Origin of the sequence: Mycobacterium sp. MS1601 (genome assembly GCF_001984215.1) — a bacterium.
Classification (GTDB): domain Bacteria; phylum Actinomycetota; class Actinomycetes; order Mycobacteriales; family Mycobacteriaceae; genus Mycobacterium.
The window spans coordinates 896,824-922,425 of sequence record NZ_CP019420.1; the positions used below are offsets into that span (position 1 = coordinate 896,824).

General features: G+C 65.9%; 23 protein-coding genes and 1 pseudogene. 8 read left to right on the forward strand and 16 right to left on the reverse strand.

All coding sequences use genetic code 11. The features are described 5' to 3' along the window. The first annotated feature begins 101 nt into the window (after positions 1–101). Complete coding sequence (locus BVC93_RS04230; RefSeq protein WP_083736081.1) at positions 102–1,367, forward strand: cytochrome P450; 1,266 nt, start codon at positions 102–104, stop codon at positions 1,365–1,367. Here the strand turns inward: BVC93_RS04230 and BVC93_RS04235 are convergent. Beyond that, entirely contained in the window at positions 1,352–1,990 is a 639-nt protein-coding gene (locus BVC93_RS04235) for a TetR/AcrR family transcriptional regulator (protein WP_083736082.1), read from the reverse strand. The genes BVC93_RS04230 and BVC93_RS04235 overlap by 16 nt on opposite strands. A gap of 85 nt (positions 1,991–2,075) precedes the next feature. Between BVC93_RS04235 and BVC93_RS04240 the strand changes: the two genes are divergently transcribed. Together BVC93_RS04240 and BVC93_RS04245 are read left to right on the forward strand one after the other, a co-directional pair. Beyond that, positions 2,076–3,683, forward strand: coding sequence for an MFS transporter (locus tag BVC93_RS04240; protein ID WP_083736083.1), 1,608 nt, complete (start codon positions 2,076–2,078; stop codon positions 3,681–3,683). A 69-nt stretch (positions 3,684–3,752) separates the two neighbouring features. After that, positions 3,753–4,409 carry an aspartate/glutamate racemase family protein gene (locus BVC93_RS04245; protein WP_083740789.1) on the forward strand — a complete coding sequence of 219 codons (657 nt, stop codon included), beginning with the start codon at positions 3,753–3,755 and terminating at the stop codon, positions 4,407–4,409. A 29-nt stretch (positions 4,410–4,438) separates the two neighbouring features. On the opposite strand, the gene mftG is transcribed toward BVC93_RS04245, so the two are convergent. The 7 genes from mftG to mftA form a co-directional block, all read right to left on the reverse strand. Next, on the reverse strand, positions 4,439–5,869 hold the full coding sequence (mftG, locus tag BVC93_RS04250; RefSeq protein ID WP_192860184.1) for a mycofactocin dehydrogenase MftG: 1,431 nt from the start codon (positions 5,867–5,869) through the stop codon (positions 4,439–4,441). Then, on the reverse strand, positions 5,866–7,308 hold the full coding sequence (mftF, locus tag BVC93_RS04255; protein ID WP_236950242.1) for a mycofactocin biosynthesis glycosyltransferase MftF: 1,443 nt from the start codon (positions 7,306–7,308) through the stop codon (positions 5,866–5,868). The genes mftG and mftF overlap by 4 nt, the downstream gene beginning before the upstream one ends. Beyond that, positions 7,305–8,033 carry a mycofactocin biosynthesis peptidyl-dipeptidase MftE gene (gene mftE, locus BVC93_RS04260; RefSeq protein WP_083736084.1) on the reverse strand — a complete coding sequence of 243 codons (729 nt, stop codon included), beginning with the start codon at positions 8,031–8,033 and terminating at the stop codon, positions 7,305–7,307. Before mftE ends, mftF begins: the two co-directional genes overlap by 4 nt. A 101-nt stretch (positions 8,034–8,134) precedes the next feature. Continuing rightward, complete coding sequence (mftD, locus tag BVC93_RS04265; RefSeq protein WP_083736085.1) at positions 8,135–9,310, reverse strand: pre-mycofactocin synthase MftD; 1,176 nt, start codon at positions 9,308–9,310, stop codon at positions 8,135–8,137. 2 nt (positions 9,311–9,312) lie between these two features. Then, positions 9,313–10,506, reverse strand: a complete 1,194-nt coding sequence (gene mftC, locus BVC93_RS04270; protein WP_083736086.1) for a mycofactocin radical SAM maturase — start codon at positions 10,504–10,506, stop codon at positions 9,313–9,315. Beyond that, the gene (mftB, locus tag BVC93_RS04275) at positions 10,503–10,814 is read right to left on the reverse strand and encodes a mycofactocin biosynthesis chaperone MftB (protein WP_083736087.1); all 312 of its coding nucleotides are present in this window, start codon (positions 10,812–10,814) and stop codon (positions 10,503–10,505) included. The genes mftC and mftB overlap by 4 nt, the downstream gene beginning before the upstream one ends. Next, on the reverse strand, positions 10,799–10,894 hold the full coding sequence (gene mftA, locus BVC93_RS04280; protein ID WP_083736088.1) for a mycofactocin precursor MftA: 96 nt from the start codon (positions 10,892–10,894) through the stop codon (positions 10,799–10,801). Before mftA ends, mftB begins: the two co-directional genes overlap by 16 nt. Before the next feature lie 93 nt (positions 10,895–10,987). Here mftA and mftR point away from each other — a divergent pair, with 93 nt between their 5' ends. Continuing rightward, positions 10,988–11,572: a mycofactocin system transcriptional regulator gene (gene mftR / locus BVC93_RS04285; RefSeq protein WP_083736089.1), complete on the forward strand. Its 585-nt coding sequence runs from the start codon at positions 10,988–10,990 to the stop codon at positions 11,570–11,572. A gap of 3 nt (positions 11,573–11,575) precedes the next feature. Here the strand turns inward: mftR and BVC93_RS04290 are convergent, their stop codons facing one another. Both BVC93_RS04290 and BVC93_RS04295 read right to left on the reverse strand, forming a co-directional pair. Further along, positions 11,576–12,739, reverse strand: a complete 1,164-nt coding sequence (locus BVC93_RS04290) for an NAD(P)/FAD-dependent oxidoreductase (protein WP_083736090.1) — start codon at positions 12,737–12,739, stop codon at positions 11,576–11,578. Between the two features lie 69 nt (positions 12,740–12,808). Next, positions 12,809–13,258: an Lrp/AsnC family transcriptional regulator gene (locus BVC93_RS04295; RefSeq protein ID WP_083736091.1), complete on the reverse strand. Its 450-nt coding sequence runs from the start codon at positions 13,256–13,258 to the stop codon at positions 12,809–12,811. 121 nt (positions 13,259–13,379) lie between these two features. On the opposite strand from BVC93_RS04295, the pseudogene ddaH reads away from it, so the two are divergent. The 3 genes and pseudogenes from ddaH to BVC93_RS04310 all read left to right on the forward strand — a co-directional run bounded on the left by ddaH (position 13,380) and on the right by BVC93_RS04310 (position 15,786). Next, positions 13,380–14,230, forward strand: a pseudogene (gene ddaH / locus BVC93_RS04300) (dimethylargininase). A 1-nt stretch (position 14,231) separates the two neighbouring features. Continuing rightward, the gene (gene rocD / locus BVC93_RS04305; RefSeq protein WP_083736092.1) at positions 14,232–15,431 is read left to right on the forward strand and encodes an ornithine--oxo-acid transaminase; all 1,200 of its coding nucleotides are present in this window, start codon (positions 14,232–14,234) and stop codon (positions 15,429–15,431) included. Between the two features lie 61 nt (positions 15,432–15,492). Next, entirely contained in the window at positions 15,493–15,786 is a 294-nt protein-coding gene (locus tag BVC93_RS04310; RefSeq protein ID WP_192860185.1) for a DUF222 domain-containing protein, read from the forward strand. Positions 15,787–15,840: 54 nt separating this feature from the next. Here BVC93_RS04310 and BVC93_RS04315 read toward each other — a convergent pair whose 3' ends face one another. From BVC93_RS04315 to BVC93_RS04330, 4 genes are all read right to left on the reverse strand, one after another. Beyond that, positions 15,841–16,686, reverse strand: coding sequence for a mycofactocin-coupled SDR family oxidoreductase (locus tag BVC93_RS04315; protein WP_083736094.1), 846 nt, complete (start codon positions 16,684–16,686; stop codon positions 15,841–15,843). 76 nt (positions 16,687–16,762) lie between these two features. After that, on the reverse strand, positions 16,763–17,584 hold the full coding sequence (locus BVC93_RS04320) for an SHOCT domain-containing protein (RefSeq protein WP_083736095.1): 822 nt from the start codon (positions 17,582–17,584) through the stop codon (positions 16,763–16,765). A 23-nt stretch (positions 17,585–17,607) separates the two neighbouring features. Further along, on the reverse strand, positions 17,608–18,438 hold the full coding sequence (locus BVC93_RS04325) for a cutinase family protein (protein ID WP_083736096.1): 831 nt from the start codon (positions 18,436–18,438) through the stop codon (positions 17,608–17,610). 61 nt (positions 18,439–18,499) lie between these two features. Next, on the reverse strand, positions 18,500–20,890 hold the full coding sequence (locus BVC93_RS04330; RefSeq protein WP_206780393.1) for an outer membrane protein assembly factor BamB family protein: 2,391 nt from the start codon (positions 20,888–20,890) through the stop codon (positions 18,500–18,502). A 635-nt stretch (positions 20,891–21,525) separates the two neighbouring features. Here BVC93_RS04330 and BVC93_RS33820 point away from each other — a divergent pair. Continuing rightward, positions 21,526–22,155 (forward strand): hypothetical protein, encoded by a 630-nt coding sequence (locus BVC93_RS33820; protein WP_157516761.1) that lies wholly within the window; start codon positions 21,526–21,528, stop codon positions 22,153–22,155. Positions 22,156–22,273: 118 nt separating this feature from the next. Here the strand turns inward: BVC93_RS33820 and tuf are convergent, their stop codons facing one another. Beyond that, positions 22,274–23,464 (reverse strand): elongation factor Tu, encoded by a 1,191-nt coding sequence (gene tuf / locus BVC93_RS04340; protein ID WP_083736099.1) that lies wholly within the window; start codon positions 23,462–23,464, stop codon positions 22,274–22,276. 82 nt (positions 23,465–23,546) lie between these two features. Further along, positions 23,547–25,598: an elongation factor G gene (gene fusA / locus BVC93_RS04345; protein WP_236950400.1), complete on the reverse strand. Its 2,052-nt coding sequence runs from the start codon at positions 25,596–25,598 to the stop codon at positions 23,547–23,549. Positions 25,599–25,602: the final 4 nt, after the last annotated feature.

The window sequence follows — 25,602 nt, forward strand, 5'->3', positions numbered from 1 at the left end:
CCAAAGTAATCGGACAATAGCCGCAAACCCCTCCCGCCCGCCTCGCCGATCACACACACTGAGACCTGACACCTGTCAAATCAGCCGCGAGGAGTTGTTGTATGAGCACGCCCACCCGGAACCGCAGCACCAGCGAGGACGGCCGCGTGCTGGCCGATCCCACCGCCTACGCCGACGACGACCGGCTGCATGCGGCACTGGCCCGGATGCGCGCCAACGAACCGGTTGCCTGGGTGGACAACAACCCGTACCGCCCGTTCTGGGCCATCACCAAACACGCCGACATCATGGCCATCGAGCGCGACAACAACCTGTTCGTCAGTGGGCCGCGGCCACTGCTGATGCCCGCCGAGGGCGATGACGTGATGAAGCAGCAGCAGGAAGCCGGCATCGGCCTGCGCACACTCATCCACATGGACGACCCGCATCACCGCGATGTACGCAAGATCGGCGCCGACTGGTTCCGCCCGAAAGCCATGCGCGACCTCAAGATCCGCGTCGACGAACTGGCCAAGCGCTACGTGGACAAGATGCTCGACATGGGCCCCGAATGCGATTTCGTGACCGACGTCGCGGTCAACTACCCGCTCTACGTCATTCTCTCGCTGCTCGGGCTGCCCGAGGACGACTTCCCCCGGATGCTGTCGCTGACCCAGGAACTGTTCGGCGGCGACGACACCGAACACAAACGCGGCGAGGGCACCACCGAGGACCTGTTGGCGGTGCTGATGGACTTCTTCACCTACTTTTCCGCACTCACCGCGTCGCGGCGCGCGAACCCGACCGACGACCTGGCCTCGGCCATCGCCAACGGTCTCATCAACGGCGAACCGATGTCCGACATGGACACCGTGTCGTACTACGTCATCGTCGCCACCGCGGGGCACGACACCACCAAGGACGCCATCTCGGGTGGCCTGCGCGCCCTCATCGACAATCCCGACCAGCTGGCCCGGCTGCAATCCGACATGAGCCTGATGCCGCTGGCGGTCGAGGAGATGATCCGCTGGAGCACCCCGGTGAAGGAGTTCATGCGCACCGCCACCGCCGACACCGAGATCCGAGGAGTCCGTATCGCCGAGGGTGAATCGGTCTACCTGGCCTACGTCTCCGGCAATCGCGACGAGGACGTGTTCGACCACCCGTTCCGGTTCGACATCTCCCGCGACCCCAACCGGCACGTGGCCTTCGGCTACGGCGTGCATTTCTGTCTGGGTGCGGCGCTGGCGCGGATGGAGATGAACAGCCTGTTCACCGAACTCGTTCCGCGATTGGAGTCCATCGAGTTGGCGGGTACCCCCGAGTTGTCGGCGACGACGTTCGTCGGCGGGCTCAAGCACCTGCCGATTCGTTACTCACTGAGGTGAACATCGGCGCGCCGGTGGGTGGCCAGAAAACCGTCCACCGCCAGCACCGCGAGGCGGTTGTAGTCCACGTCGGGCAAGGTGCTCAGCCGGGCGAGTGTGATGGGGCCCAGCAGTAGCGCCGCCGCCTCGGCGTGGTCGACGTGACCCAGCTCGGCCACCGCGTCGGGGCCGCCCAGGATCGCGTCGAACGGCGCCGCGTACTGCTCTGCCACCCGCTGGCGCAGCGTGGTCACTTCGTCGCTGTTGGACGAGTTGGCGTGCTCTGAGGACGGGTACTGCTCCATGTCGCCGCCGAGAGAAAGCCAGGAGAGCGCGGTCAGACTCACCGGCGCCTCGGCGATCAGCCCGGCTTGGGCCTGCACCAGGGCGATCAACCGGTCCCGCAGCGAACCCTCGGCAGAAGGAGAGGGTGCGGGCGGGATGAGGGCGTGGAACGCGGCGGCCACCAGGTCGTTACCACTGGGAAAATGCCGGTAGAGCGTGGCGCGGGCGACGTTGGCGCCGCGCAGCACGGCGTCCACGGTGACCGCACTGGGCCCACCGGTGCGCAACAGCGCGGTGGCGGACTCGAGCAGCCGGGCGCGTGAACGTGCCGGCCTCGGGTCGCTACGCCCGGCGGTCATTCCCGCACCTTTCCCGACAACACAACTGCATGCCTGAAACAAGACTGTTAGTCTCGAAAGTACGTCCACCGAAGAGGAGCGACACATGGTCGACACCCTCGCCCGGCCCGATCAGCCTACCGACCCGGCACTGGCAAAGATGTCGACCCGGTCGCGGATCTGGCTGCTGATCGTGTCGTGTTTGGACGTCAGCATCGTCGTGTCGTCGATGATTGCCCTCAACACCGCTCTCGGCGACATCGCCGTCAGCACCTCGGCCACCCAGACCCAACTGACGTGGGTGGTGGACGGCTACACCCTGGCGCTGGCCTGCCTGCTGTTACCCGCCGGCGCCATCGGTGACCGCTACGGCAGGCGCGGCGCCCTGCTGGTCGGGCTGGCGGTCTTCGCAGCGGCTTCGGCGGCACCGCTGATCTGGGACAGTCCGACACAGCTGATCGTGGCGCGCGCGGTCGCGGGCGCGGGCGCGGCCTTCATCATGCCCGCCACCTTGTCGCTGTTGACCGCCGCGTATCCGAAAGAACAGCGCAACAAGGCCGTTGGCGTCTGGGCCGGCGTGGTGGGCTCCGGGGCGGTGGTCGGATTCCTGGGATCGGGTGTGCTACTCGAGAACTGGGCGTGGCAGTCCATCTTCTGGGCGTTCACTGCGGCCGGTGTCGTCATGTTCGTGCTGACCTGCACGGTGTCCTCGTCGAGTGATCCGAACGCCGCACCGCTGGACTGGTTGGGTGCGACGTTGATCGCCACCGCAGTGGCGGTGTTCGTCTTCGGTGTCGTCGAGGCGCCGGTGCGCGGCTGGACCGATCCCCTGGTCTGGGGTTGCCTGGCGGCCGGGCTGGCTCTGGCGGCCGCCTTCACGGTCGTCGAACTGCGACGCAGCCACCCGCTGCTCGACGTCCGACTGTTCGCCAACCCGCAGTTCGCCACCGGGGCCGTCGGGATCACGTTCCTGTTCTTCGCCAACTTCGGCTACTTCTTCGTCTGCATCCAGTACATCCAGTTGGTGATGGGCTACACCGCGCTGGAGACAGCAGTCGCGCTGGTACCGCTGATGGGCCCGGTTCTGCTGCTCAGCGTCACCAACGGCAGGTGGTTGCCACGGGTCGGACTGCGCGTGGCCTTGTTCGTCGGACTGTTGTTGATCGCCGCCGGACTGCTGAGCATGCGATTGCTCGCACTCGACTCCTCGTACCTCGATCTGGCGTGGCCGTTGGTGGTGATGAGCACGGGCATCGGGTTGTGCACCGCTCCCACCACGTCGGCGATCATGATTTCCACCCCCGACGAGAAACAGGGAGTGGCCTCGGCAGTCAACGACGCCACCCGCGAAATCGGCGCCGCCCTGGGCATCGCGGTGGCCGGCTCGCTGCTGGCCGCCCGCTACGGCGACGTGCTGGCCCCTGCGGTGGCCGATCTGCCTGAACAGGCCCGCGGGCCGGCGATGAACTCGCTGGCCGAGGCCATCGAGGTGTCCGCCCAGCTGGGTCCGGCCGGTCCCCAGCTGGTGGAGTTGGCGCGCGGGGCGTTCCTCGATGCCATGGACTCGTCCCTGTTGGCCATGGCTGTGGTCCTGGTGGTGGCCGCGGTGTTCGCCGGTATCTGGGCGCCGGGGCGCGACGGCAGGCAACTGCGGATGGTCAGGGCAGTGCTCACGCGCCGCCGGCGGGCCTCCACCGGCCGGCATCGCGCATGAAACCACTTGCTGTCCAACCAGTTTGCGCGCAACGCGCATCGGCGGTCGGAGGACACTAAACTCGGCTTCGTGCGCCTGCTGCTCATCAACCCGAACACCACCGCGTCGATGACCTCGGCCATCGCCGCCAGCGCGGCATCGGTGGCCCGCCCCGCTACGGTGGTCGAGGCCGTCAACCCGCCCTTCGGGCCTGCCAGCATCGAGAACGACGATGACGAGATTCGTTGCGTTCCAGGATTATTGGCGCAGATCACCGCTGCCGAGCAGCGCCGGGACCGACCCGATGCCTATGTGATCGCCTGCTTCGGCGACCCCGGCCTCGAGGAGGCCCGCCGTCTGGTGTCGGTGCCGGTGCTGGGCATCGCCCAGGCGGCCATGCACGCGGCCGCGCTGGCGGCGGGCACCTTCTCGGTGGTGACGTCCATGTCGGCCACCGTGCCCCGCGGGTGGGAGCTGGCCAAGACCTACACCCCGACGGCATGCCTGGGCGTGTACGCCAGCGACATCCCGGTGCTGCGGATCGATTCGGACCCCACCACCATCAATCCGATCGGCGACCTGTGCGAGAAGGCGCTCGCAGCGGACGGCAGCCGGTCCATCGTGCTGGGCTGCGCGGCCATGGCCCGCTTCGCCGAACCGCTGCGCCAGCGCCTCGGCGTTCCGGTGATCGACGGCGTGGTGGCCGCGACACTGTTGAGCGAAGCACTGGCCCCGCTCGCGGGCTGACTTCTCTGCCCTCGCTCCACTGGGCGCCTCTAGCTCTGCGCCACGAACTCCGCGGCGCGGTGTGCCAGCATCACGATGGTGGCGTGCGGGCCCCGGCTCGGCACGGAGGGCAGTACCGACCCGTCCACCACCCACAGCCCGTCGACACCACGCACGCGGCACTGCGGATCGGTCACGGCGAACGGATCCCCGTCCAGACCCATGGGTGCCGTCGCGCACAGGTGTTGTGATGTGGCCCAGGCGGGTTCACCGATCGAGCCCGCCGCGAGTTCGCGGGCCAGGTCTGCTCCCCGGCGCAGTGCTTGCACATCCGAGGCGTCGCTGTCGTAACGGTGCTCGATGCGCAACGGCACGCCTGCGTCGGCCGAGGTCAGCCAGACCCGGCCCCGTGCGCGTGGTTGCATCAACGCCACCCCCAGGTGGGGCCAGTCCGGGTGCCCGGCGCTGCCGTCGCCCACCATGGCGACAAAGCCGCCGGTGTACGGCCGGATCTCGAGTTCGCCGGGCAGACTCAGCACCACCTCGAGCACCGCGCGGCGCGGTGCCTGTACCCAGTCGGTGGGCAACACCCACTCGGGATGGTCGGCGCAACGCTGTCCGACCGGTGCCGCCACGGTGACGGGAATCCCTGTGCGGCGCAACTGTGTCTCGTCCCCGATTCCGGAGAGCATCAGCAGCTGCGCCGAACCCAGCGCACCACAGCACAATACGATCCGGTCAGCGGTCAACGTCGCGGGTCCTCGCGGGCCCGCCACCTCGACGCCGGTGGCCCGGCCGCCGGTGAAGGTGATACGGCGGGCGCGGGTCCTGGCAAGCACGGTGAGGTTCGGCCTGCTCAGCGCCGGTTCCAGAAACGCGGCCCCGGGTCCGTTGCGTACCCCGTCGACGATGTTCAGCGGCACCGCGCCGATACCTGCGGCATCGAGGTCACCGGCGTTGAGGTCGGGCAGCCAGCTGAACCCGGCCCGCTCCGCGGCCGTGACGAAGGCGGCGGTGCTTCCGGCGAGATCCGCGGTCCGACGGACCCGGATGGGTCCGTCGGCGCCGTGGTCGGGACGATCTCCGAAATCCAGGTCCGTCTCGACGGCGCGGTAGTGCGCCAACACATCGCCCCAACTCCAGCCGGGCAGGCCCCAGCCGGCGACATCCCGGCGCGTCGCTCGACAGAAGTAGCCGCCGTTGACGGCGCCGGAGCCGCCCACCGTTGCGCCCCGGACGATCTGCGCGACGCGCCGGGGTTCGGTGGTGAGCTCGGTCGAGTACCGCGCCACCAGCGGACTGGCCGCACCGATGGGCAGCTGCAACCCGTTGCGGGTCAGTGCGCCCACACCGGTCTCATCCGCGCCGGGGCCGGCCTCCAGTACGGTGACGGTGCGCGCAGGTTCAGCTGAAAGCCGTTCGGCCAGAACAGATCCAGCGCTTCCGGCACCGACGATCAAGATGTCGCTGTGAGCCCTCAAGTCCGGAACTGCGGTTTGAGCGGTCGCAGATTGCGTTCGCGCACCACACCCGTCCACAGCCCGGTGCCGTAGGCCACGTCATCGAGGCGTCTGAGCGCCAGGTAGGCGATGAACCCCAACGGTTTGGCATCGTCTTCGGCGTGGTGGCGACGACTCAGCCAGTCCACGACACCGTCGCACACGGCGGCGATCAGGACGATCCGTCTGCACCGTTGTGAACAGGCAGCCGCCAGCAGCGCCAGCGGCCAATAGTGCCTGCAGATGGCGGACGTCAGTTGCATCGCCGAGGACCCGAGCCAGCGACCCGTCACCGCTACCACCTCACGGTGGCCGGTTTCGGGCGCCTGCATGGCGTTGGCCACCCGGCGTCCGGTGACCGCGATGGCAGCCAGCGACGCGAGGTAACTCAGCCGGGTGCCCATGGCCAGCAGCAGCCACACCACCATGGTGGGGGCCGACACCACCATGGGCGCCGTCTTGTCCGGGTGCCTGCTGGACAACGGTGCAGCCGAGGTTCCGTAGAAAGCCTTGCGCGTCAACCAATCCCGCAACTTGGTGCGGTGTTCGTGCGCCACCAGCGCGATGGGTTCGTAACGCAGCCGGGCGCCCGCTTCGACCAGGCGCCAGCACAGGTCGACATCCTCGCCGGAGTGCATGCTCTCGTCGAAACCACCGAGATCGGCCACCGTGCGACGACGGCAGATGATCGCCGCGCTGGGCACGTAGGACACCGTGCTGTACGGCAACACCGGCGCCTCTCGGTGGCCGAGATCCAAGGAGGAGCGCACGGCTTCATACCGCCCCACCACGTTGTCGGTGGCCGACATCCCGACGATACGAGGCGCCACGAGCGCTACGGCCGGGTCGCAGAAATGGCCCAGCAGCGCCTCGAGCCACCCGCGGCGAGGCACGACGTCGGAGTCCAGGAAGGCCACGAAGTCGGTACTACTGGCGGCCAGCCCGGTGTTCCTGGCGGCGGCCGGACCCCGGCTGACGGGATGCCGCAGCACCTCGACGTCACAGTGGCTGCCGGCGAAGTCGCCGACAGCCACCGGCACCGCCGAACCGTCGTCGACCACCAGGACACGCAGCCCGCGCATCGAGGCCACCAGGCGCTGAACCCCGAACGTGTTGTCACGCACTGGTATAACGACGGTGACGTCGCGGTGACCGGGTCCACCGGCGGGTCGCGGGTGGGCCACGGTGGCGTCCAGCAAAGTCCTGGCGAGCTTGGCGCTGGTGGCGTCGTGCACCTCCAACCGTCCGCCGTCCAACATGTCCTGCGCGGCGGGCGCCAATCTCAGCAACCGGGCAGGTGAGCCGCCCAGCAGCGCGGCACCGGAACCCAGAACCTTGACCCGGCGGTCGATCTGTACCGCGAAGCCGTCCGGCAGGCGGGTCTGGACGACGTCGCGCGCCGTGTCCACGTCGGGGGTCACGTCAGCATCCCGTCCGCGTTCGGCGACCAGCGGACCAGCCGGTCCGAACAGCCTGCCACCATCTCCTGGAACAGACCTTCACCCGCAACTGCCGTCGCCGTGGTCGGATCCCCCAAGACTCCCACCTCACTCACCGCCGCCACTCCCCCGTGCCGCATCCTCGGCATCAACTCTGCCAGCGGCGCGCTGTTGCCCGGGCGGCTCTGGTCCACCAGCACATCAGATGGCGAAAGATACAGCAATACCGACGTTTCGGTGTGCCCCGCGTGTGCGTCTCCGCCACGGACCGAACAGGAGGACCAGGCCACGTCACGGCCCTCGTAGCGCAGCAGCCGGGCGGCGGTGCGCAGCGCGCCGACGTTCCCACCGTGTCCGTTGACGAACAGCACCCGAGGAGCCCAGTGGCAGGCCGAGCGGCCGAACTCCACCAGCAGCCGTTGCAGCACGTCGTCTCCGATGGAGATGGTGCCGGGAAACGATTCATGTTCACCGCTGGCGCCGTAGGCGACGGCGGGCGCCACCAGGTGTCCGCGGTGTTGCCGTGCCAGCGCACGCGACACCGCGGACGCGATCCTGGTGTCGGTGTCCAGCGGCAGGTGCGGTCCGTGCTGCTCGGTCGATCCGACCGGAACGAGCACAGTCGACGAGAATTGGTGCAGCTGACCCGACGTCGAGTTCCCGAGCTCGCTGCGGTGAGGCACTCGCCGATGGTAGGCCGAATTCACCTGGAGCGCCCCGATTGTTGGCGCACCGATTGTTTTTCTTTCACCCCCGCAGCACCGCCTGTAGCATCGAGTTCACCTCAGCCACGTCTGCCTCTCGTGTATCAGGCGCCGAGGGTGCGGGTGAAGCCGTCGGGGATGAGGATGTCGTCGGGGGTCAGGTCGTGGATGGAGGCTTTGCCCAGCCCCATGAGGGCGGAGTCGATGCCGCCGCGCAGGATGTCGAGAACGTTTTCCACGCCGGCCTGGCCTTCGGCGGCCAGGCCCCACAGGTAGGCGCGACCGATCATCACCGCACGGGCCCCGAGGGCGACGGCCTTGACCACGTCGCTGCCGCGGCGGATGCCGCCGTCGAGCAGGACCTCGATCTGATCGCCCACAGCCTCGGCGACGGCGGGCAGGCACCGGATAGCCGCCGGGGTGCCGTCGAGGTTGTTGCCGCCGTGGTTGGACACCGAGATCGCTGAAACTCCGGCATCCACCGCGGCTTTGGCGTCGTCGACGCGGACGATGCCCTTGACCATGAACGGTCCGTCCCAGCGCTCGCGCAGCCAGGCGATGTCCTCCCAGGTCGGCGGCGGGGTACCCATCCATTCGCCGTAGGCCTGGAAGAAGGTCGGCCCGGGCTCGCCTTTGCGGCCCTGATTGGGCACCCGCAGATCCGGTGGGGACAGCTGCTTGCCGAACTCCCACAGCCAACGCGGCTTGGTCAACACCTCGGGGCTCATCTTGAGCATCGTCTTGAGGTTCATCTGTTCGGGGATCTTCGGGCTGCCCCAGTCTCGGCCGTGGGAGAAGCTCCAGTCGGTGGTGGTGATCAACCCGACCGCGCCGGCCTCCTTGGCCCGCTGCGCGCGTTCCAGGATGGCTTCCTTGCTGCCCAGCCAGTAGATCTGGAAGAAGATCTTGTCGTTGACCGCGGTGACGTCCTCGATGGGCTTGGAGGCGAACGACGACAATCCCATGGCGGTGCCGCGGGCAGCCGCGGCGCGGGCCACGGCGACCTCACCGTCGGGGTCGACGGCCTGGACCCCGGTGGGCGAGATGATCACCGGCAACGAGATGTCCTGCCCCATCACCGTTGTGGCCATGTCGCGCTTGGCCGACGCCCCGACGACGTGGGGAGCAAAGCCGAGTTCGGCGAAGGACTCCACATTGTCGGTGACGGTGACGCCTTTCTCACTGGCCGAGATCAGCGACGAGTACACCGAGCGAGGCAACCGTTTCTTGGCCCGCTGCTGGGCGATGGCGACGGTTTCGAACCAGATATCACGAGCCATGACTAGACCGGACTTTCATTGCAGAACTTCTTGGGCGGAGCGGCGAGGGTGAGCATCACCGGATCATTGCGGCCTTTTGTGGTGCGGGAATGATCCCCGGACGGCTTGGGCTTGCTGCGCTCGGCAGCCAGAGCAGGTTCGCCGTAGCCCTGCACACACTCGGGATCCGGGCCATCCAGCGGCAGACCGGTGAAGAATTTGGCGGCCATGCAGCCACCCCGGCACGCGTCGAAGTGGGCGCAACTGGTGCACGCACCTGCGGACTGCGGTTCACGCAGTTCGCGGAACAACGGCGCGTTCTGCCAGACTGACTGGAATCCGTTGTCAGCAACGATGTTTCCGGCCAGGAACTTGTCGTGGATGGCGAAGGGGCACGCGTAGACGTCGCCGATCGGGTCGATCAAACAGACCACCCGCCCCGCGCCGCACAGGTTCAGCCCGGCCAACGCCCCCGGTTCGCCGAGGCCCGAGAGGTGGAAGAACGAATCTCCGGTGAGCACGTTCTCACCCCGCGCCACCAGCCAGTCATAGAGCTGGACCTGCTGGGCCGCGGTCGGATGCAGCTCATCCCAGACGTCGGCGCCGCGGCCTGACGGGCGCAGGCGGGTGATGCGCAGCGTCGCGCCGAAGCGATCGGCCAGGGCCTTGAAATCGTCGAGCTGATCGACATTGTGGCGGGTGACGACCACGGAGATCTTGGCGTCTTTGAACCCGGCATTGGACAGGTTCTCCAACGCCTTGATGGCCATGTCGAACGATCCCCGGCCGCGGACGGCGTCGTTGATCTCCGCGGTGGCGCCGTCGAGGGAGATCTGCACATCCACGTAATCCGAGGCTGCGAGCTTGGCCGCCACCGCTTCGGTGATCCGCACCCCGTTGGTGGAGAACTTCACGCCCACGTGGTGGTCGGTGGCGTAGTCGACCAGCTCCCAGAAGTCGGGGCGCACGGTCGGCTCACCGCCGCCGATGTTGACGTAGAAGACCTGCATGCGTTCGAGCTCGTCGATGATGGCCTTGCACTGCTCGGTGGACAGTTCGCGCGGGTCGCGCTTGCCCGAGGCCGACAGGCAGTGCACACACGCCAGGTTGCAGGCATAGGTCAGTTCCCAGGTCAGGCAGATCGGGGCGTCCAGTCCACGCTCGAACTGGTCGACCAACCGGGGCACCGGCGTCGGTCGCGACAACACAGAAGTCATGAGTTCTCCTTGGGCACAAGCATGTTCGAGGAAGCCAGGGTGGCCAACGCATGCAGGTACGGCTCCTGTGCGTCGTCGTCGACACCGGCGGCGCGACACGCCGCGCGCACGTTGTCGAACCCGTCGAGGGTCTCGACCACGGTCAAAATCGTGCGATTCTTCAGAAATGACAGCTTGCGGGTACCGAAGTGATACAGCAGCGCGCCGAACGGCTCCGGCCGCACAGCCACCTGCGGATGCAACCGCCACCCCAGACTCGGATCAAACGAAACCGCCGGCGCGCTGCTCACGATCAGTAGACCCCGCACATCCCGTCGATGGACACCTCTTCGACCAGCGACTCGGTGACCAACTCGGCGTCGGAATCAACGCGTGAATCGTTATCCATGCTGCACTCCCTTCCTGATGTGACACTCGACACAGCGTCGGGTTCGGAAAACAATATGGCATCGAGTGCCGAAAAGGAAGAGGAGAATCGCCGGTGACTTCTGGGCGGCCCCAACTCGGGCGTAAGCGGTCCACCACGCGCGACCACATCGCCGACGTCGCCATCGACCTGTTCTGCGCACACGGGTTCGCCGCGGTGAGTGTCGACGATGTGGCGCAGGCCGCGGGCATCGCGCGCCGCACCCTGTTCCGCTACTACGCCTCCAAGAGCGCGTTGCCCTGGGGCGACTTCGATGTCCACCTGGCACAACTGCGCGAGTTGTTCGGCAACATCGATCCGTCTGTACCGCTGCGCGACGCCTTGCGCTCAGGCTTGCTCGCATTCAACACGTTTGACGACATGGAGGCGGTACGGCATCGCGAGCGCATGCGACTGATTCTGGAAACCGCTGAACTGCAGGCATATTCGATGACCATGTACGCGGGTTGGCGCGAGGTCATCGCGGAGTTCGTCGCTCATCGCGGGGAACTCAAGGCCACGGACATCGGCCCTCAGGCAATCGGGTGGATGATGCTGGGGGTGGCGTTGTCGGCCTACGAACACTGGCTGGCGGACGGCTCGACGCCCCTCACCGAAGCCCTGGGCCAGGCGTTCGACGCCGTGGCATCAGGGCTCTGAGTCCTAGGCGAGGACCTCGGAGATGGCTGCGCCTGCCGCGATCTTGGCGCGGGCCTTCATCACCTTGCCGGGCATTCCCCCGCCGACCACACCGACCAGGGCACCCTCACGCTCGTAGTACGCCAGGAACTTGCGGCCGTCGTCCTCCACCACGTGCACCACGTCATCGGCCTCCGGCTCTCCGAGGCACTGGATCTTGACGTCGTACTGGTCGCTCCAGAAGTACGGCACCACCACCACTTCAGGCGGTTGCTTGCCCAGCAGCGACGGCACCAGCACACGAGCCTGTTCGGCTACGTTGCTCCAATGTTCCACGCGGGCTTGATGTCCCAGTGCGTCCTGCCATGAGGCGACGTCGCCCAGAGCCCAGATGTGGGCAACGGTGGTGCGTCCGACGTTGTCGCAGATGACACCGTTGTCCACCGCAACACCGGTGTCGGCGAGCCAGTCCGTGGCCGGTCGCGATCCGATGCCCACCACCACCAGATCGGCGTCGATCTCCGCGCCGTCGGAGAGCACCACCTTCTCGACGTGGGTAGTGCCCACGACCTCGGACACCCCGACGCCGGTGCGGACGTCGACGCCCTCTGCACGGTGCAGCCGGCTCACCAGTTCGCCGATCTGGGCGCCCAGCACCGACGCCAGCGGAGCGGGCTGCGGTTCCACCATCACCACATCCACTCCGAGGCCGCGCAGGCTGGCCGCCACTTCACAGCCGATGAAGCCGGCACCGATCACCACGGCCTTGCGCGCTTCCCCGGCGTGCTTGCGCAGAGCCAGGCTCTCGTCGAAAGTGCGCAGTACCCGCACACCCTCGAGATCCGGGAACGACGGTATGCGCCTGGGCACCAGGCCGGTCGCGATAATCAGCTCGTCGTAAGCAATCTCGGTGCCGTTGTCGAGTTTCACCGTCTTGGCGTCGCCGTCGATGGTGGTGGCCGCCGAACCCAGCAGCAGCGTGATGTCGTTCTCGTCGTAGAACTCGAGCGGTTTGAGTGTCACGTCGTCGACCTGGGCCCGCAGCACCTCTTTGGAGAGCGGCGGCCGGTCGTAGGGCAGATGCCTCTCGTCACTGACGATGGTGACGGGTCCGGCGTACTCCGCGCGGCGCAACTGTTCGGCTACTCGGGTCGCGGCCAGCCCACCACCGACAATGACAATTCCCACGCAAGTTGTCTACACGATGGGCCGGGCCGATGGCGGACCACCCTCTGTGCAGCTGCTCGAACTGCGTTCTCAAGCCGGCGGAGTGCGGTCGATCAGGTTGGACAGCACCACGATGCTCTCGCTGCGTTCGATATCGGCGCTGGCCCGGATCTGCTCCAAAGTGGACTCCAGATGCCGCATGTCGCGGGCCAGGACGTGCAGCACCGCGTCCGACGTACCGGTGACGGTGGCCGCCGACACCACCTCCGGCATGTTGACCCAGGCCGCCCGCAGCTGCTCAGGGGAGATGGTGCCGTGGCAGTACACCTGCACGTACGCCTCGGTGGTCCAGCCCAGTGCCTGCCGGTCGATCACGGTGGTGAATCCGCGGATGACGCCGCTGTCGATCATCTTGTCCACACGCCGTTTGACCGCGGGTGCAGACAGGCTGACCCGCTCACCGATCTCGGCGAACGTGGCCCGGGCATGCTCGGCCAGCTCCGCGAGAATCAATTCGTCGGTCTCGTCCAACCGATCCATCGAGGCCAAGCCCTCCTTGTGCAACAAAACGCTGCAATGTTCACGTTTGCGCAACAGATCATATATCGACACGCAATGAGTGAAGATTGATTGCGTCTGGCGGCGAAAATATCCTCATGCCATGACGATTTCCGACATCGCCACGGCGGCTTCCGCCGAGCGCACCGCCACGTTGCGCCGCTACGCCATGACTGCGCCCACCCACTTCACCGTCGAGTACGCGATCAACCCGTGGATGGACACGGCCACGCCCGTCGATCCGGCCCTGGCACACGCCCAGTGGGAGGACCTGCGCCAGACGTACCTGAGCCTCGGCCACACCGTTGACCTGGTGTCCCCGAGGCCGGCCTGCCCGACATGGTGTATGCCGCCAACGGCGGTCTGGTGATCGGTGACACCGCGATCGTCGCCCGCTTCAAGCACGCCGAACGCGCCGGCGAGGCCGCCGCCTACGCGGCGTGGATGAGCTCGGCAGGCTACACCCCGCGCTTTACCGAGCACCTCAACGAAGGCCAGGGCGATCTGCTGGTGGTCGGCCGGAAGATCCTGGCGGGCACCGGATTCCGTACCGACGAGGCCGCCCATGCCGAGGTCGCCAAGCTCACCGGGATGCCGGTGGTGACGCTGCACCTGACCGATCCGCGGTTCTACCACCTCGACACCGCACTGGCCGTGCTGGACGACAACACCGTCGCCTACTACCCGCCGGCCTTCACATCAGCGTCGCGCACGGTGCTGATGGACCTGTTCCCCGACGCCATCGAGGTCGCCTCTGCCGACGCCTATGTGCTGGGGCTCAACGTGGTCTCCGACGGCAGGCACGTGGTCATGCCCGCCGGCGCACACGGTTTCGCCGCGCAGCTGGTCGCCCGTGGTTTCGAGCCCATCGGCGTCGACCTGTCCGAACTGCTCAAGGGCGGCGGATCCGTCAAATGCTGCACGCTGGAGGTCTACCGTGACAATCGCTCCTGACATGGACGTCCTGGCCTTGGAAGACCGGTACACCGCGCACAACTACTCCCCACTGCCGGTGGTGGCGGCACGCGCCGAGGGTGCCTGGATCACCGACGTCGATGGCCGCCGGTATCTGGACTGCCTGGCCGCCTACTCGGCGGTGAACTTCGGACATCGTCATCCCGCGATCATTGCCACAGCGCATGCACAACTGGACGCCGTCACCCTGGTCAGCCGCGCGTTTCATTCCGATCGCCTCGGACCGTTCTGCGCGGCCCTGGCCCGCCTGTGCGGCAAAGACATGGTGCTGCCGATGAACAGCGGCGCCGAAGCCGTCGAGAGCGGCATCAAGGTGGCTCGCAAGTGGGGTACCGACGTCATGGGCGTGCCCGCCGGTCAGGCCAATATCGTGGTGGCGGAGAACAACTTTCACGGTCGAACCATCAGCATCGTGAGCTTCTCCTCCGACCCGACCGCACGCGGCGGGTTCGGACCTTTCACTCCCGGGTTCCGTGCCGTGCCGTTTGGTGACGCTGGGGCCGTGGCGGACGCCATCGACGAGAACACCGTCGCCGTGCTGCTCGAGCCCATCCAGGGCGAGGCGGGCATCGTCGTCCCGCCCGCTGACTACCTGCCGCGGGTGCGTGAGATCTGCACCGCGCACGGAGTCTTGATGATCGCCGACGAGATCCAGTCGGGGCTGGCGCGCACCGGGTACACATTTGCGTGTGATCACTGGGATGTGGTGCCGGACGTGTACCTTCTGGGCAAGGCACTCGGTGGTGGGGTGATGCCGCTGTCGGCCGTAGTGGCCGATCGTGACGTGCTCGGGGTGCTGCACCCCGGTGAGCACGGCTCGACCTTCGGCGGCAATCCCTTGGCCGCCGCCATCGGCAGCACCGTCGTGGGCCTGGTGGAGACCGGTGAATTCCAGCGTCGCTCACAGCTTCTCGGGCAGCGGCTGCACTCCCGGCTGCAGGACCTGGTCGGCCACGGCGTGCTGTCTGTCCGCGGCCTCGGTCTGTGGGCAGGGGTGGACATCGACCCTGCCCTGGGCACCGGCAAGCAGATCAGCGTGCGGTTGGCCGAGCGGGGGGTGCTGGTGAAGGACACCCATGGCTCCACGCTGCGGTTCGCGCCACCCCTGGTGATCACCGAGGACGAAATCGACTGGGCGGCGGAAACGTTCGCGTCGGTACTGCGTGACTGCAGGGCGTAGGCTGCCCACAAGCGCAAGGCGGATCCGGCATTGTGTTGAACTGGCCACACACGCGTCCGTATTGACCGTCGACGAGTTCGACACAGCCGCTGACCGGTTGGCGTACCTGCTCAACCAGGACGGCGACTTCTGTGATGAGGATCGGGTGGCGCAGGCGTACCTGCGGCGCGGCACACAACGCCCGAATGGGTTGATTCCGATCGACGGACTGCTCACCCCACACGCCTGGGCACTACTGGAACCGATCCTGGAAAAACACGCCGCTCCCGGCATGGGCAACCCCAACGACACCACCCCGTGTGTATCGGGAACGCCGAGCGAGGAGCAGAAACGCGCCGACACCCGCACCGGTTGACAAGACAGGTCAACGGCCGACCAGACGCCGTCGTGAGTTCCAGCGCGCAGCGCACTAGTACTTCATGACCCCACGGTCGACAGCGATCTGCGACCCCGAGATCGCCATCGATTGGTCACCGGCCAGCCATGCCACCACGTTTGATACCTCCTCGGGAGACATGAACTCGGACAGCCCTTTCTGGCCTTCGTGATTCACCGGGTGCAGCGGCATCGGGGCGAAGCTGTGCAGATAGGTCGGATGCTTGCCGAACACCTGCATCATCGCCTCACGTTCCACCATGGGGGTGTCGATGGAATACGGATGGATGGAGTTGACCCGAATGCCGTACTCCCCCACCTCGAGTGCCAGCGCGTTGGTGATGGCGACGACACCGTGCTTGGACGCCGAGTAGTGCCCATTGCCCGGGGTGGCCTTCAGACCCGCCGATGAACTGACCATGATGATGGACCCGCCGTTGCCCGCCTCGATCATCGCGGGTACCGCGGCCCGCACCGTACGCCAAGCGCCGGATAGATTGGTGTCGATCACGCTGTCCCACTGCTCTTCTGACATCTCGAACAGCCGCCCCCAGCTCAGGATGCCTGCGTTGACCACCAGCACGTCGAGGCGGCCGAACTGTTCGATGGCGTCGGCCACCACCTGCTGCTGGGCGGCCAGATCGCGGACGTCTACCTCGCGGGCCAGCACCTTGCGGCCCGTCGTCTCGACCTGGCGCACCGTCTCGGCCAGTTCCTCGGATGTGGCGGGTGGGTAGGTGATCGAGTCTGTCACCGGCCCGCAGATGTCGATCGCGATGATGTCGGCACCGTCGCTCGCCAGCCGGACGGCATGAGCCCGTCCCTGCCCACGCGCTGCGCCCGTCACGAACGCAACCCGGCCCTCCAGAGGTCCCGCCATCTGCCTACCGTCCCTTCTGCCGGCGAATTGCACGCTGGCGTCAGGCTAGCAGCCGAACTGGAACGTGTTCTAGTAACTACAGCTCGGCGATGATCTGCTGTCGTTTGGCGGTGTATTCGTCGTCGGAGATGGTGCCCATGGCTCGCAGGGTTTCCAGCTCTTGCAACCGCGCCGCCGTCGACGGCACCGGCGCGGTGGGCATGACCGGTTCCGGCGCTGAGGTCGACACACGCGGCGGACCCGCCGCCCGTCGCACCACGTTCATCACTTGCTGGCGAACCCCGGGATTGGATCGGAGGTCGATGGTGCCGGAGAGCGGGACGTTGTTGGCCTTGAGGATCCGCATGATGTCCATCAGCGGACCTGCCTGCCCGGTGAGGTCATAGGTCCGCTGATCCTCGTCCAAGGTGAACTGGGCAGGCATCATCCCGCTGATCAAAGCGCTTCGGTTCCAGTCGATCTGGTATTCACCGGTGGCTGGGTCGACGAGCACGACCAAGCGGCGGCTGGTGATCATCGGCATCCGAGACACCGAGGCCAACACACCGTCTTGAGCACTGAACGGTGTGATGCCGGGGCCGTCGATGCGCAGGTCCAGCAACACCCGCGGCTGATCGTTGACCCGGGTGCCGGTCTCGTGGATCCCGACCACCTGGGCAGTGCCCAGCACTCCCTGCTGTTCGAGGAACTGCGCTCTGGCGGCCTTGCGTGTTCCGGCGCCGGTGATGGCCAGCGCGATCAGCACATCGAGTGCGGTGACGAACAGCCCCGTCCAGAACATCCACTTCATCATCGGGTCGGCCCCGGCGGCGAAATAGATGCCAAGGAAGATCGGGCCGACGATGCCGCAGACCAGGACGAACGCCTGGATCTTGAGGTAGCGCCAGAAGGTCGACATGCGCCTACCGTAGCGGCAGGAACCTAGACCCCGGGGACGGAAACGGGAGCAGGAGCGGGCAGCGGCACCACCGGCGTCGGCGCCATCGAGACCAGCTGACTCAAGGGAGACACCCAGCTGTAGTCGCCGTTGGCGTAGCTGGTGTGGACGGCGATCGACTGCGCCGATACCTCGTCCTCATCTGCCTCGGGGTCGTAGTCGCACACCGCGTCGCCGAAGTCGCAGACGCTGATGGTGCGGCTTCCCACGGTCGCAGGCAAGGGCCCAGGTGCGTGGGCCAGGATGGGCCAATCCTGTGCGACGCCAAGGCGTTTGCCGGGGACCAGGCTCGCGGTACCCATGTTTAGCGTCGGGTTGTCGGGACGCCGATCGCCGTCGGCGATCAACAGCGCGGCCGAGAGATTGGGACTGGCGTCGAGGGCCTGCAGATTGCGGTGCACCACCATCGCGCCCTGCGAGTAGCCGGCGAGCACCACCTTGCTGCCAGGGCACTGCGCGACGAAGTTGGCGTACTGGGCCGCCAGTGCGCCGGTGCCCTGGTCGACGCTGCCGATGAACCCCGCCCAGTCCAGAATTCCGCCGTCGAGGGGTACTTCGGCGGCCGGGTAGATGACGGGCTCACCGGTCACCGTCTGGCCGGCTGCGGCGGCCTGCTGTTGGAAGTTCAAGTACGACCGGTACATCACCGGGCCCATGCCGCCGTTCATGGTCGCTTCCGGCCCGCGTTCGCCGGAGCCCGCCGCACCGATCCAGTGCACGTCGGGGCACATCGGCTCAGCCGTGGCGGTGGCAGTGGCCATCACCGCACCGGCAAGAGCGACGGCACTGGTGAGGGCAGCAAGACGGCGAAACATACGGACCCTTCGAATGCGGACGTTGCTTGGGTTATCGCAGCCCGGGTCGACAGGTGTTACATCAGTTGAACGCCGTACTGCCATCGATCGGATGGGTGGTACTGACCAATTTGGCGTAACAGTGGTCGCGGTCCAGGCCGTTGTCGCGACACCAAGTCAGCGCCCCTACTTCATCGGGGAAAGTGACCCCAGCGATGGTGATCCACCAGTCTCCCTCCGAGAACGTCGACCATTCCCCACTCCACAACAGCCGGACCTCGGGAAATCTCGCCCGTAGGTCGAGGTGTTCGCGCAGAGTCGAACTGTTGCTCCAGGTGATGCCGTCCGCAACCAGTCCTGGACGTTTCGAGCTCAGCTGCGGAACCCATCGGTCAGCCAACCGGCTCGCGACGAACGGCCGATCTGCCCGGGCGATCGCCCACAGGGAATCGAAGCTGGCTGATTCAGGGTCTCCCACCTCGGGTGGCGCAGGACTGAACCCCGTCGAAGACAGAGCGTCCGGGCCAGTGGTCGCGTCGATCTCGTCGACATCGGCGCCACCCTGCTCGCAATCAATCAGCAGTGTCGACGCGTCGAGATCCACCCGGCCCCGTTGAGAGGCGCCGTTGGTAGGCGCTTCATCGAGCGACACCGGAATGCGCCAGTAAGTGCCTGCGGGAAAGCGGAATTGGTGCGTCACTGACGGATCGCCCCCAGAGCTGTCCGGCGGGATCACGATCGGATGCTTTGAGAGATCGAACATCGCTGATGCGACGTTTTGCCCTTGCGTATTGGTGACGGTAATTCGGGTGGCAGAGCCCGAGAGAATGTCTCCGCCAGGACATTTGGCGACCACTCTGGTAGAGATCACCAGCTCACCCGATTGTCCTTCGACCAGTTTCGGCTCGAAAACCGGCTCGGTACCGCATTTGGTGACCATGCGCACGTCGGTGCCCTCGCCATCCTGCTCAGCAAGATTAGATCCGTATGCGGGAACCGCAGCCGCTGGCCCCGTTGGCGAGAACAGCCCTACCTCGAAGCGGGTGACATAGAGGAGGCCGGCATCGGTGGCGTAGAGAACCAGGCTGTCTCCCTCTGTCGCCGCAAGCGACTCGGTGGCCCACAGCACCGTTCCGTCGTCGATGGAACGGGCCTCGACGACGCCTAGATTCTCCGAAATGAGACTGACGCCGTCGGTGACCGGATCACTACCGAGCCCTGCGGGCGATTGTGTCCACAGGATGTCCCCACTTTCGACGGAAGCCGTGCTGAGCACGTCTGCCTGTCTGCCTTGGGATAGCAAGGTACCGCCGACGAGGGCAGTCCGCGCGGAGCCCGACTGCCAATCTGGCAGCTGCCACGTCTGTTCTCCTGTTTCGGGATCGAGGCCAGCACCGTCAACGGTCAGGAATGGTGTTGCCGCGCCGCCGTTCACGACGAGCAAGTGCGATTGGATTCTGCTGGTGGTGGTGAACAACAAAGAACCGTCGATATCGATCACATCAGTACCCCACGTGTCCACGTCTGTCGTGGAACTGCACCGCTGTGCGCTGATGAAAGGGATGTTGGCGACTGAGACGTTGGTGACGTCGTGCCCGAATATGGCAGACCCGTCCGAAGCCCGCAGTGCGGCGTAGGCGCCGCCGCCCTGGTGGCCCCAGACCAAGCCGTCCCGAACCTCGAGGCCCGACGCGTCACCGCCTGCCAAACCAGCGCATTCCCCGCTCCTGACGACGGTTCGCCACTCCGACAACGGATCCTGTACGGTCCCCTTGGTTACGACGAAGCCATCGGTCTCGTCGTAACTCCCGGTGTAAAGGTAAGCGCCATCGGTGGCCAGCATGTTGACGAAGAAAGGCATCGTCACCGTTGATGTCACTGCCCCACTGTGGATCTCGCGAAGCTCGATGGTGCGTGCGCCGCCTGTCGCGTCCGACCTCTGGCAGACCAGTTGCCCATCGAGCAGACCGCGTGCACAACCGTCGAACAGATTGACTGGTTTCGACCATTGCTGTTCGCCTGTCACCAGGCTGAGCGAAACCAATTGTGCAGATTTGTCCGCTGAGTCCAGAGCAACGTGGACGATTACGCTGTCTCCGACGACGATCGCTCCGGGCGAGGCATAGTACGCAGCCCCGAACACTGGGGTGGCCACGTGTTGTGCGCCTTCTGCATTGAACGTCCATGCGGATTCGGGCGCCGTCGGATATGTGGCGGGCAACATGCCTTCGGGTCGCGCGGAGGACACCGGCGAGTCCCGAAGCCACGCCGCAACCGCCAGCCCTCCCCCGAGCAGGGCCAGTACCAACACAACTGCACCGATGAGGAAAGCTCTCCGATTCGGTTTGGGAGTTGATGGAGTGGGCGATTCGTCATCGGGTTCGAACGGCGGACGGGGGTCGGAGCCGAAAACCGGCCCGCCAAAAGTGGGGGTTCTCGACGCGGTCGGATTCGGTGAGATCTGCGCAGACACCGGGAGCACCACCTGCTCATCGTCATCGGCGCGAGGCCGTGTGGTGTCTGCTTGTACCCAGAACTGCCAGCCAGGTGGGGCGGCAGGCCAGCTGGGGTCTGGCTCCCATCCCGCCGGTGGGCTCCAATCGGGCGGAACCGGCCAATTCGGAGGTGGATTGAACTGCGAGCCTGCCATCACACCCCACAACTCGCCGCGTCGATTCCCTCGAGGCGACAAACGTTGCGCTGGAGGTGTTGTGCACCAAACTAGCCCAGTTGAAGCAAGCCAGATGTCCAGCTGAGCCGCATACCCCCAATGCATCACGATTTCGTACGTTCGGCGGACAGAACGCTCTGAGCGTCGACCGGTGTCGGTCGTTGGGATGACAGCACAGCGGTGACTCGCTTTGAGAACATGTTCTTCCGGCCTCGAATGAGTGACGCAGTCGACTGGGAGCCCCCAAGGATGGGACGAAGCAGACGGTGATCCCCCACAATCCGCCACCCAATTGGCCTCCGTTTCCCGAAGATTCGGAGTCCGAATCGACCTGGATTCCCGGCCAATACAATCCGACCGAGTCCGGGCTCCCGCCATGGGCCTGGCCGGCGGCGGTCGCATCGTGCGTCGTGGCGGTGGCGGTGATGGTTCTCTGTGTGAGCGTGCTTCGGTCCGATTCTGAAAAAAGCATCGAAGCACCGACGGCGACTACAGCTTCTCCGGCGCAGACATCAAATCCGCGTCCCGAGCCCGCCATCACAGACTTCCGCACATGGACGCAGTTCGGCGGCGTCGACGCGTCTCTTTCCGGCAGCGGCGCCACCGTCACGCTGGACACGCACGACTCGGTCCAGACATGGCGTACCAAATGGTCCGGAGCCACGATCGTGAGGCCTCGTGGCTGTGAACTCCACCTGACGGGCCGTGTCCGCGACATCTCCCATTCGACCGGAGTGTCCGGCGGCTTTGGTATCGGGTTGGCCGAATTGAACGCCCAGACTGGTGATAGCGAATTGCTTGGCGCCGCAGTGCAATTCGACTTCGGATTCGGCGGGTACCGACTCACCGAGTACCCGTCAGACGCGGATGCCGGGGTGATCCCCGCCCACCTCGACAATGGCTGGCACGTAATCGATCTGACCATCGACGCTGCTGGCAATGTCGAGATGGATCTCGACGGACATCCCGTCATCCGCTCCGCAATGCCACCCGTGTGTGGTGCGCCCACCATCCGAGTGTGGGCCGGCGCCGCCGAATTCGCGGACTTCGTTGTCGACAGCGGGTAGTGGGGCGTCACTCTCCACCACACAGCCCGACTACGAGCGACGTGACGGACCCCATAACCAAAGCGGCGCCCACCCTCTCGGGTGAGCGCCGCTGTTGGCAGAACTGGCGAAACTCAGATCACTTGTGGATCTTGGTCACGCGGCCGGCGCCGACGGTACGGCCACCCTCGCGGATCGCGAAGCGCAGGCCCTCGTCCATGGCCACCGGCTGGATCAGCTTGACGGAGATGTCGGTGTTGTCACCGGGCATCACCATCTCGGTGCCCTCGGGGAGGGTCACCACGCCGGTCACGTCCGTGGTACGGAAGTAGAACTGCGGGCGGTAGTTGTTGAAGAACGGCGTGTGGCGGCCGCCTTCGTCCTTGGACAGGATGTAGACGCTGCCGTCGAACTCGGTGTGCGGGGTGGTGGTGCCGGGCTTGACCACAACCTGGCCACGCTCGACGTCCTCACGCTTCACACCACGAACCAGCAGACCAACGTTGTCGCCGGCCTGGCCCTGGTCCAGCAGCTTGCGGAACATCTCGACACCGGTGACCGTGGTCTTGGTGGTGCCGGGGCGGATGCCGACGATCTCGACTTCCTCGTTCACGTTGATCACGCCACGCTCGACGCGACCGGTGACCACGGTGCCACGACCGGTGATGGTGAAGACGTCCTCGACGGGCATGAGGAACGGCTTGTCGGTCTCACGAACCGGATCCGGGATGGACTCGTCGACGGCTTCCATCAGGTCCTCGACGGACTTGACCCAGGTCGGGTCACCCTCGAGAGCCTTCAGCGCGGAGACGCGGATGACGGGGGCATCCTCGTCGAAGTCCTGGGCGGCCAGCAGTTCGCGGACCTCCATCTCGACGAGCTCGAGCAGCTCCTCGTCGTCGACCATGTCGGCCTTGTTCAGCGCGACCAGGATGTAGGGCACGCCGACCTGGCGACCCAGCAGCACATGCTCACGGGTCTGCGGCATCGGGCCGTCGGTGGCGGCAACCACCAGGATCGCGCCGTCCATCTGCGCGGCACCGGTGATCATGTTCTTGATGTAGTCAGCGTGGCCGGGGGCGTCAACGTGGGCGTAGTGACGCTTGTCGGTCTGGTACTCCACGTGGGAGATGTTGATCGTGATGCCACGAGCACGCTCTTCGGGCGCATTGTCGATCTGGTCGAATGCGCGCGACTCGTTCAAATCGGGGTACTTGTCGTGCAGAACCTTGGTGATTGCTGCAGTCAGCGTGGTCTTGCCGTGGTCAACGTGACCGATGGTCCCGATGTTGACGTGCGGCTTCGTCCGCTCGAACTTCGCCTTCGCCACTTCTGTGTCCTCCTGGACTTGTTGGTGCTTCGGTTAAAGCAGTGTTGACAATTCAGTTGTGTGGTCCGCCGACCAACGAGGATTACTCCCCGGTGGCCTTCGCGATGATTTCCTTCGACACGTTCGCCGGAACTTCAGCGTACGAATCGAACACCATGGAGTAGTTCGCCCGGCCCTGGGTCTTCGACCGGAGGTCGCCGACGTAGCCGAACATCTCCGACAGCGGCACCTGCGCCTTGACGACGCGCGCACCGCTGCGCTCCTCCATGGCCTGAATCTGACCACGGCGGGAGTTCAGGTCGCCGATCACGTCGCCCATGTAATCCTCGGGCGTGGTGACCTCGACGGCCATGATCGGTTCCAGGATGACCGGCTGCGCCTGACCGGCGGCCTTCTTCAGCGCCTGGGAACCGGCGATCTTGAACGCCATTTCCGACGAGTCGACGTCGTGGTAGGCGCCGTCGAGCAGCGTGACCTTCACGTTCACCAGCGGGTAGCCGGCGAGCACGCCGTACTGCATGGCGTCCTGGGCACCGGCATCCACCGACGGGATGTACTCGCGTGGGATGCGACCGCCGGTGACCTTGTTCTCGAACTCGTAGGTGGCACCGTCCTCGCCGATGAACGGCTCGAGGTTGATGATGACCTTCGCGAACTGGCCCGAGCCACCCGTCTGCTTCTTGTGGGTGAACTCGACGTTGTTGACGGCGCGCTTGATCGTCTCGCGGTAGGCCACCTGCGGCTTGCCGACGTTGGCCTCGACCTTGAACTCGCGGCGCATGCGGTCCACCAGGATGTCCAGGTGCAGCTCGCCCATACCGCCGATGACGGTCTGGCCGGTCTCCTGGTCCAGGTGCACCTTGAAGGTGGGGTCCTCTTCGGCCAGCTTCTGGATGGCCGTGCCCAGCTTCTCCTGGTCGCTCTTGGTCTTGGGCTCGATGGCCACCTGGATCACCGGATCCGGGAAGGTCATCGACTCCAGAACGATCTGGTTGTTCGGGTCGCTCAGGGTGTCACCGGTGGTGGTGTCCTTGAGGCCGATCACCGCGTAGATGTGGCCCGCGGACGCCGACTCGACCGGGTTCTCCTTGTTGGAGTGCATCTGGAACAGCTTGCCCAGACGCTCCTTCTTGCCCTTGGTGGAGTTGACCACCTGGGAGCCGGAGTCGACCTTGCCGGAGTAGACGCGCACATAGGTCAGCTTGCCGAAGAACGGGTGCGTGGCGACCTTGAACGCCAGACCCGAGAACGGCTCGTCGGCCGACGGCTTGCGGGAGATGATCTCCTCTTCCTTGCCCGGGACGTGGCCTTCGGCGGCCGGGACGTCCAGCGGGTTCGGCAGGTAGTCGATCACCGCGTCGAGCATGGGCTGCACGCCCTTGTTCTTGAACGCGGAGCCGCACAGCACCGGGTAGCCGGCGCTGCTGATGGTCAGCTTGCGCAGACCGCTCTTGATCTCTTCGACGGTGAGCTCTTCGCCGCCCAGGTACTTCTCCATGAGGTCGTCGTCGGTCTCGGCGACGGCCTCGATCATGGCGGTGCGGTACTCCTCGGCCTTCTCCTGCAGATCGGCCGGGATGTCGACGACGTCGTACTTCTCACCGAGCTTGGTCTCGCCGCGCCACACCTTGGCCTTCATCTCGACCAGGTCGACGACGCCCTCGAATTCGCTTTCGGAGCCGATCGGCAGCTGGATCGGGACGACGTTGGCGCCCAGGCGGTCCTTCATGGTCTGGACCGAGAAGTAGAAGTCGGCGCCCAGCTTGTCCATCTTGTTGACGAAGCAGATACGCGGGACGTCGTACTTGTCGGCCTGGCGCCACACCTGCTCGGACTGCGGCTCCACGCCCTCTTTGCCGTCGAAGACGGCAACGGCACCGTCGAGCACGCGCAGCGAGCGCTCTACCTCGACGGTGAAGTCGACGTGGCCGGGGGTGTCGATGATGTTGATCTGGTTGTCGTTCCAGAAGCAGGTGGTGGCAGCCGAGGTGATGGTGATACCCCGCTCCTGCTCCTGCTCCATCCAGTCCATCGTGGCGGCACCGTCGTGCACCTCACCGATCTTGTACGAGATACCGGTGTAGAAGAGGATGCGTTCGGTCGTCGTCGTCTTGCCGGCATCGATGTGCGCCATGATG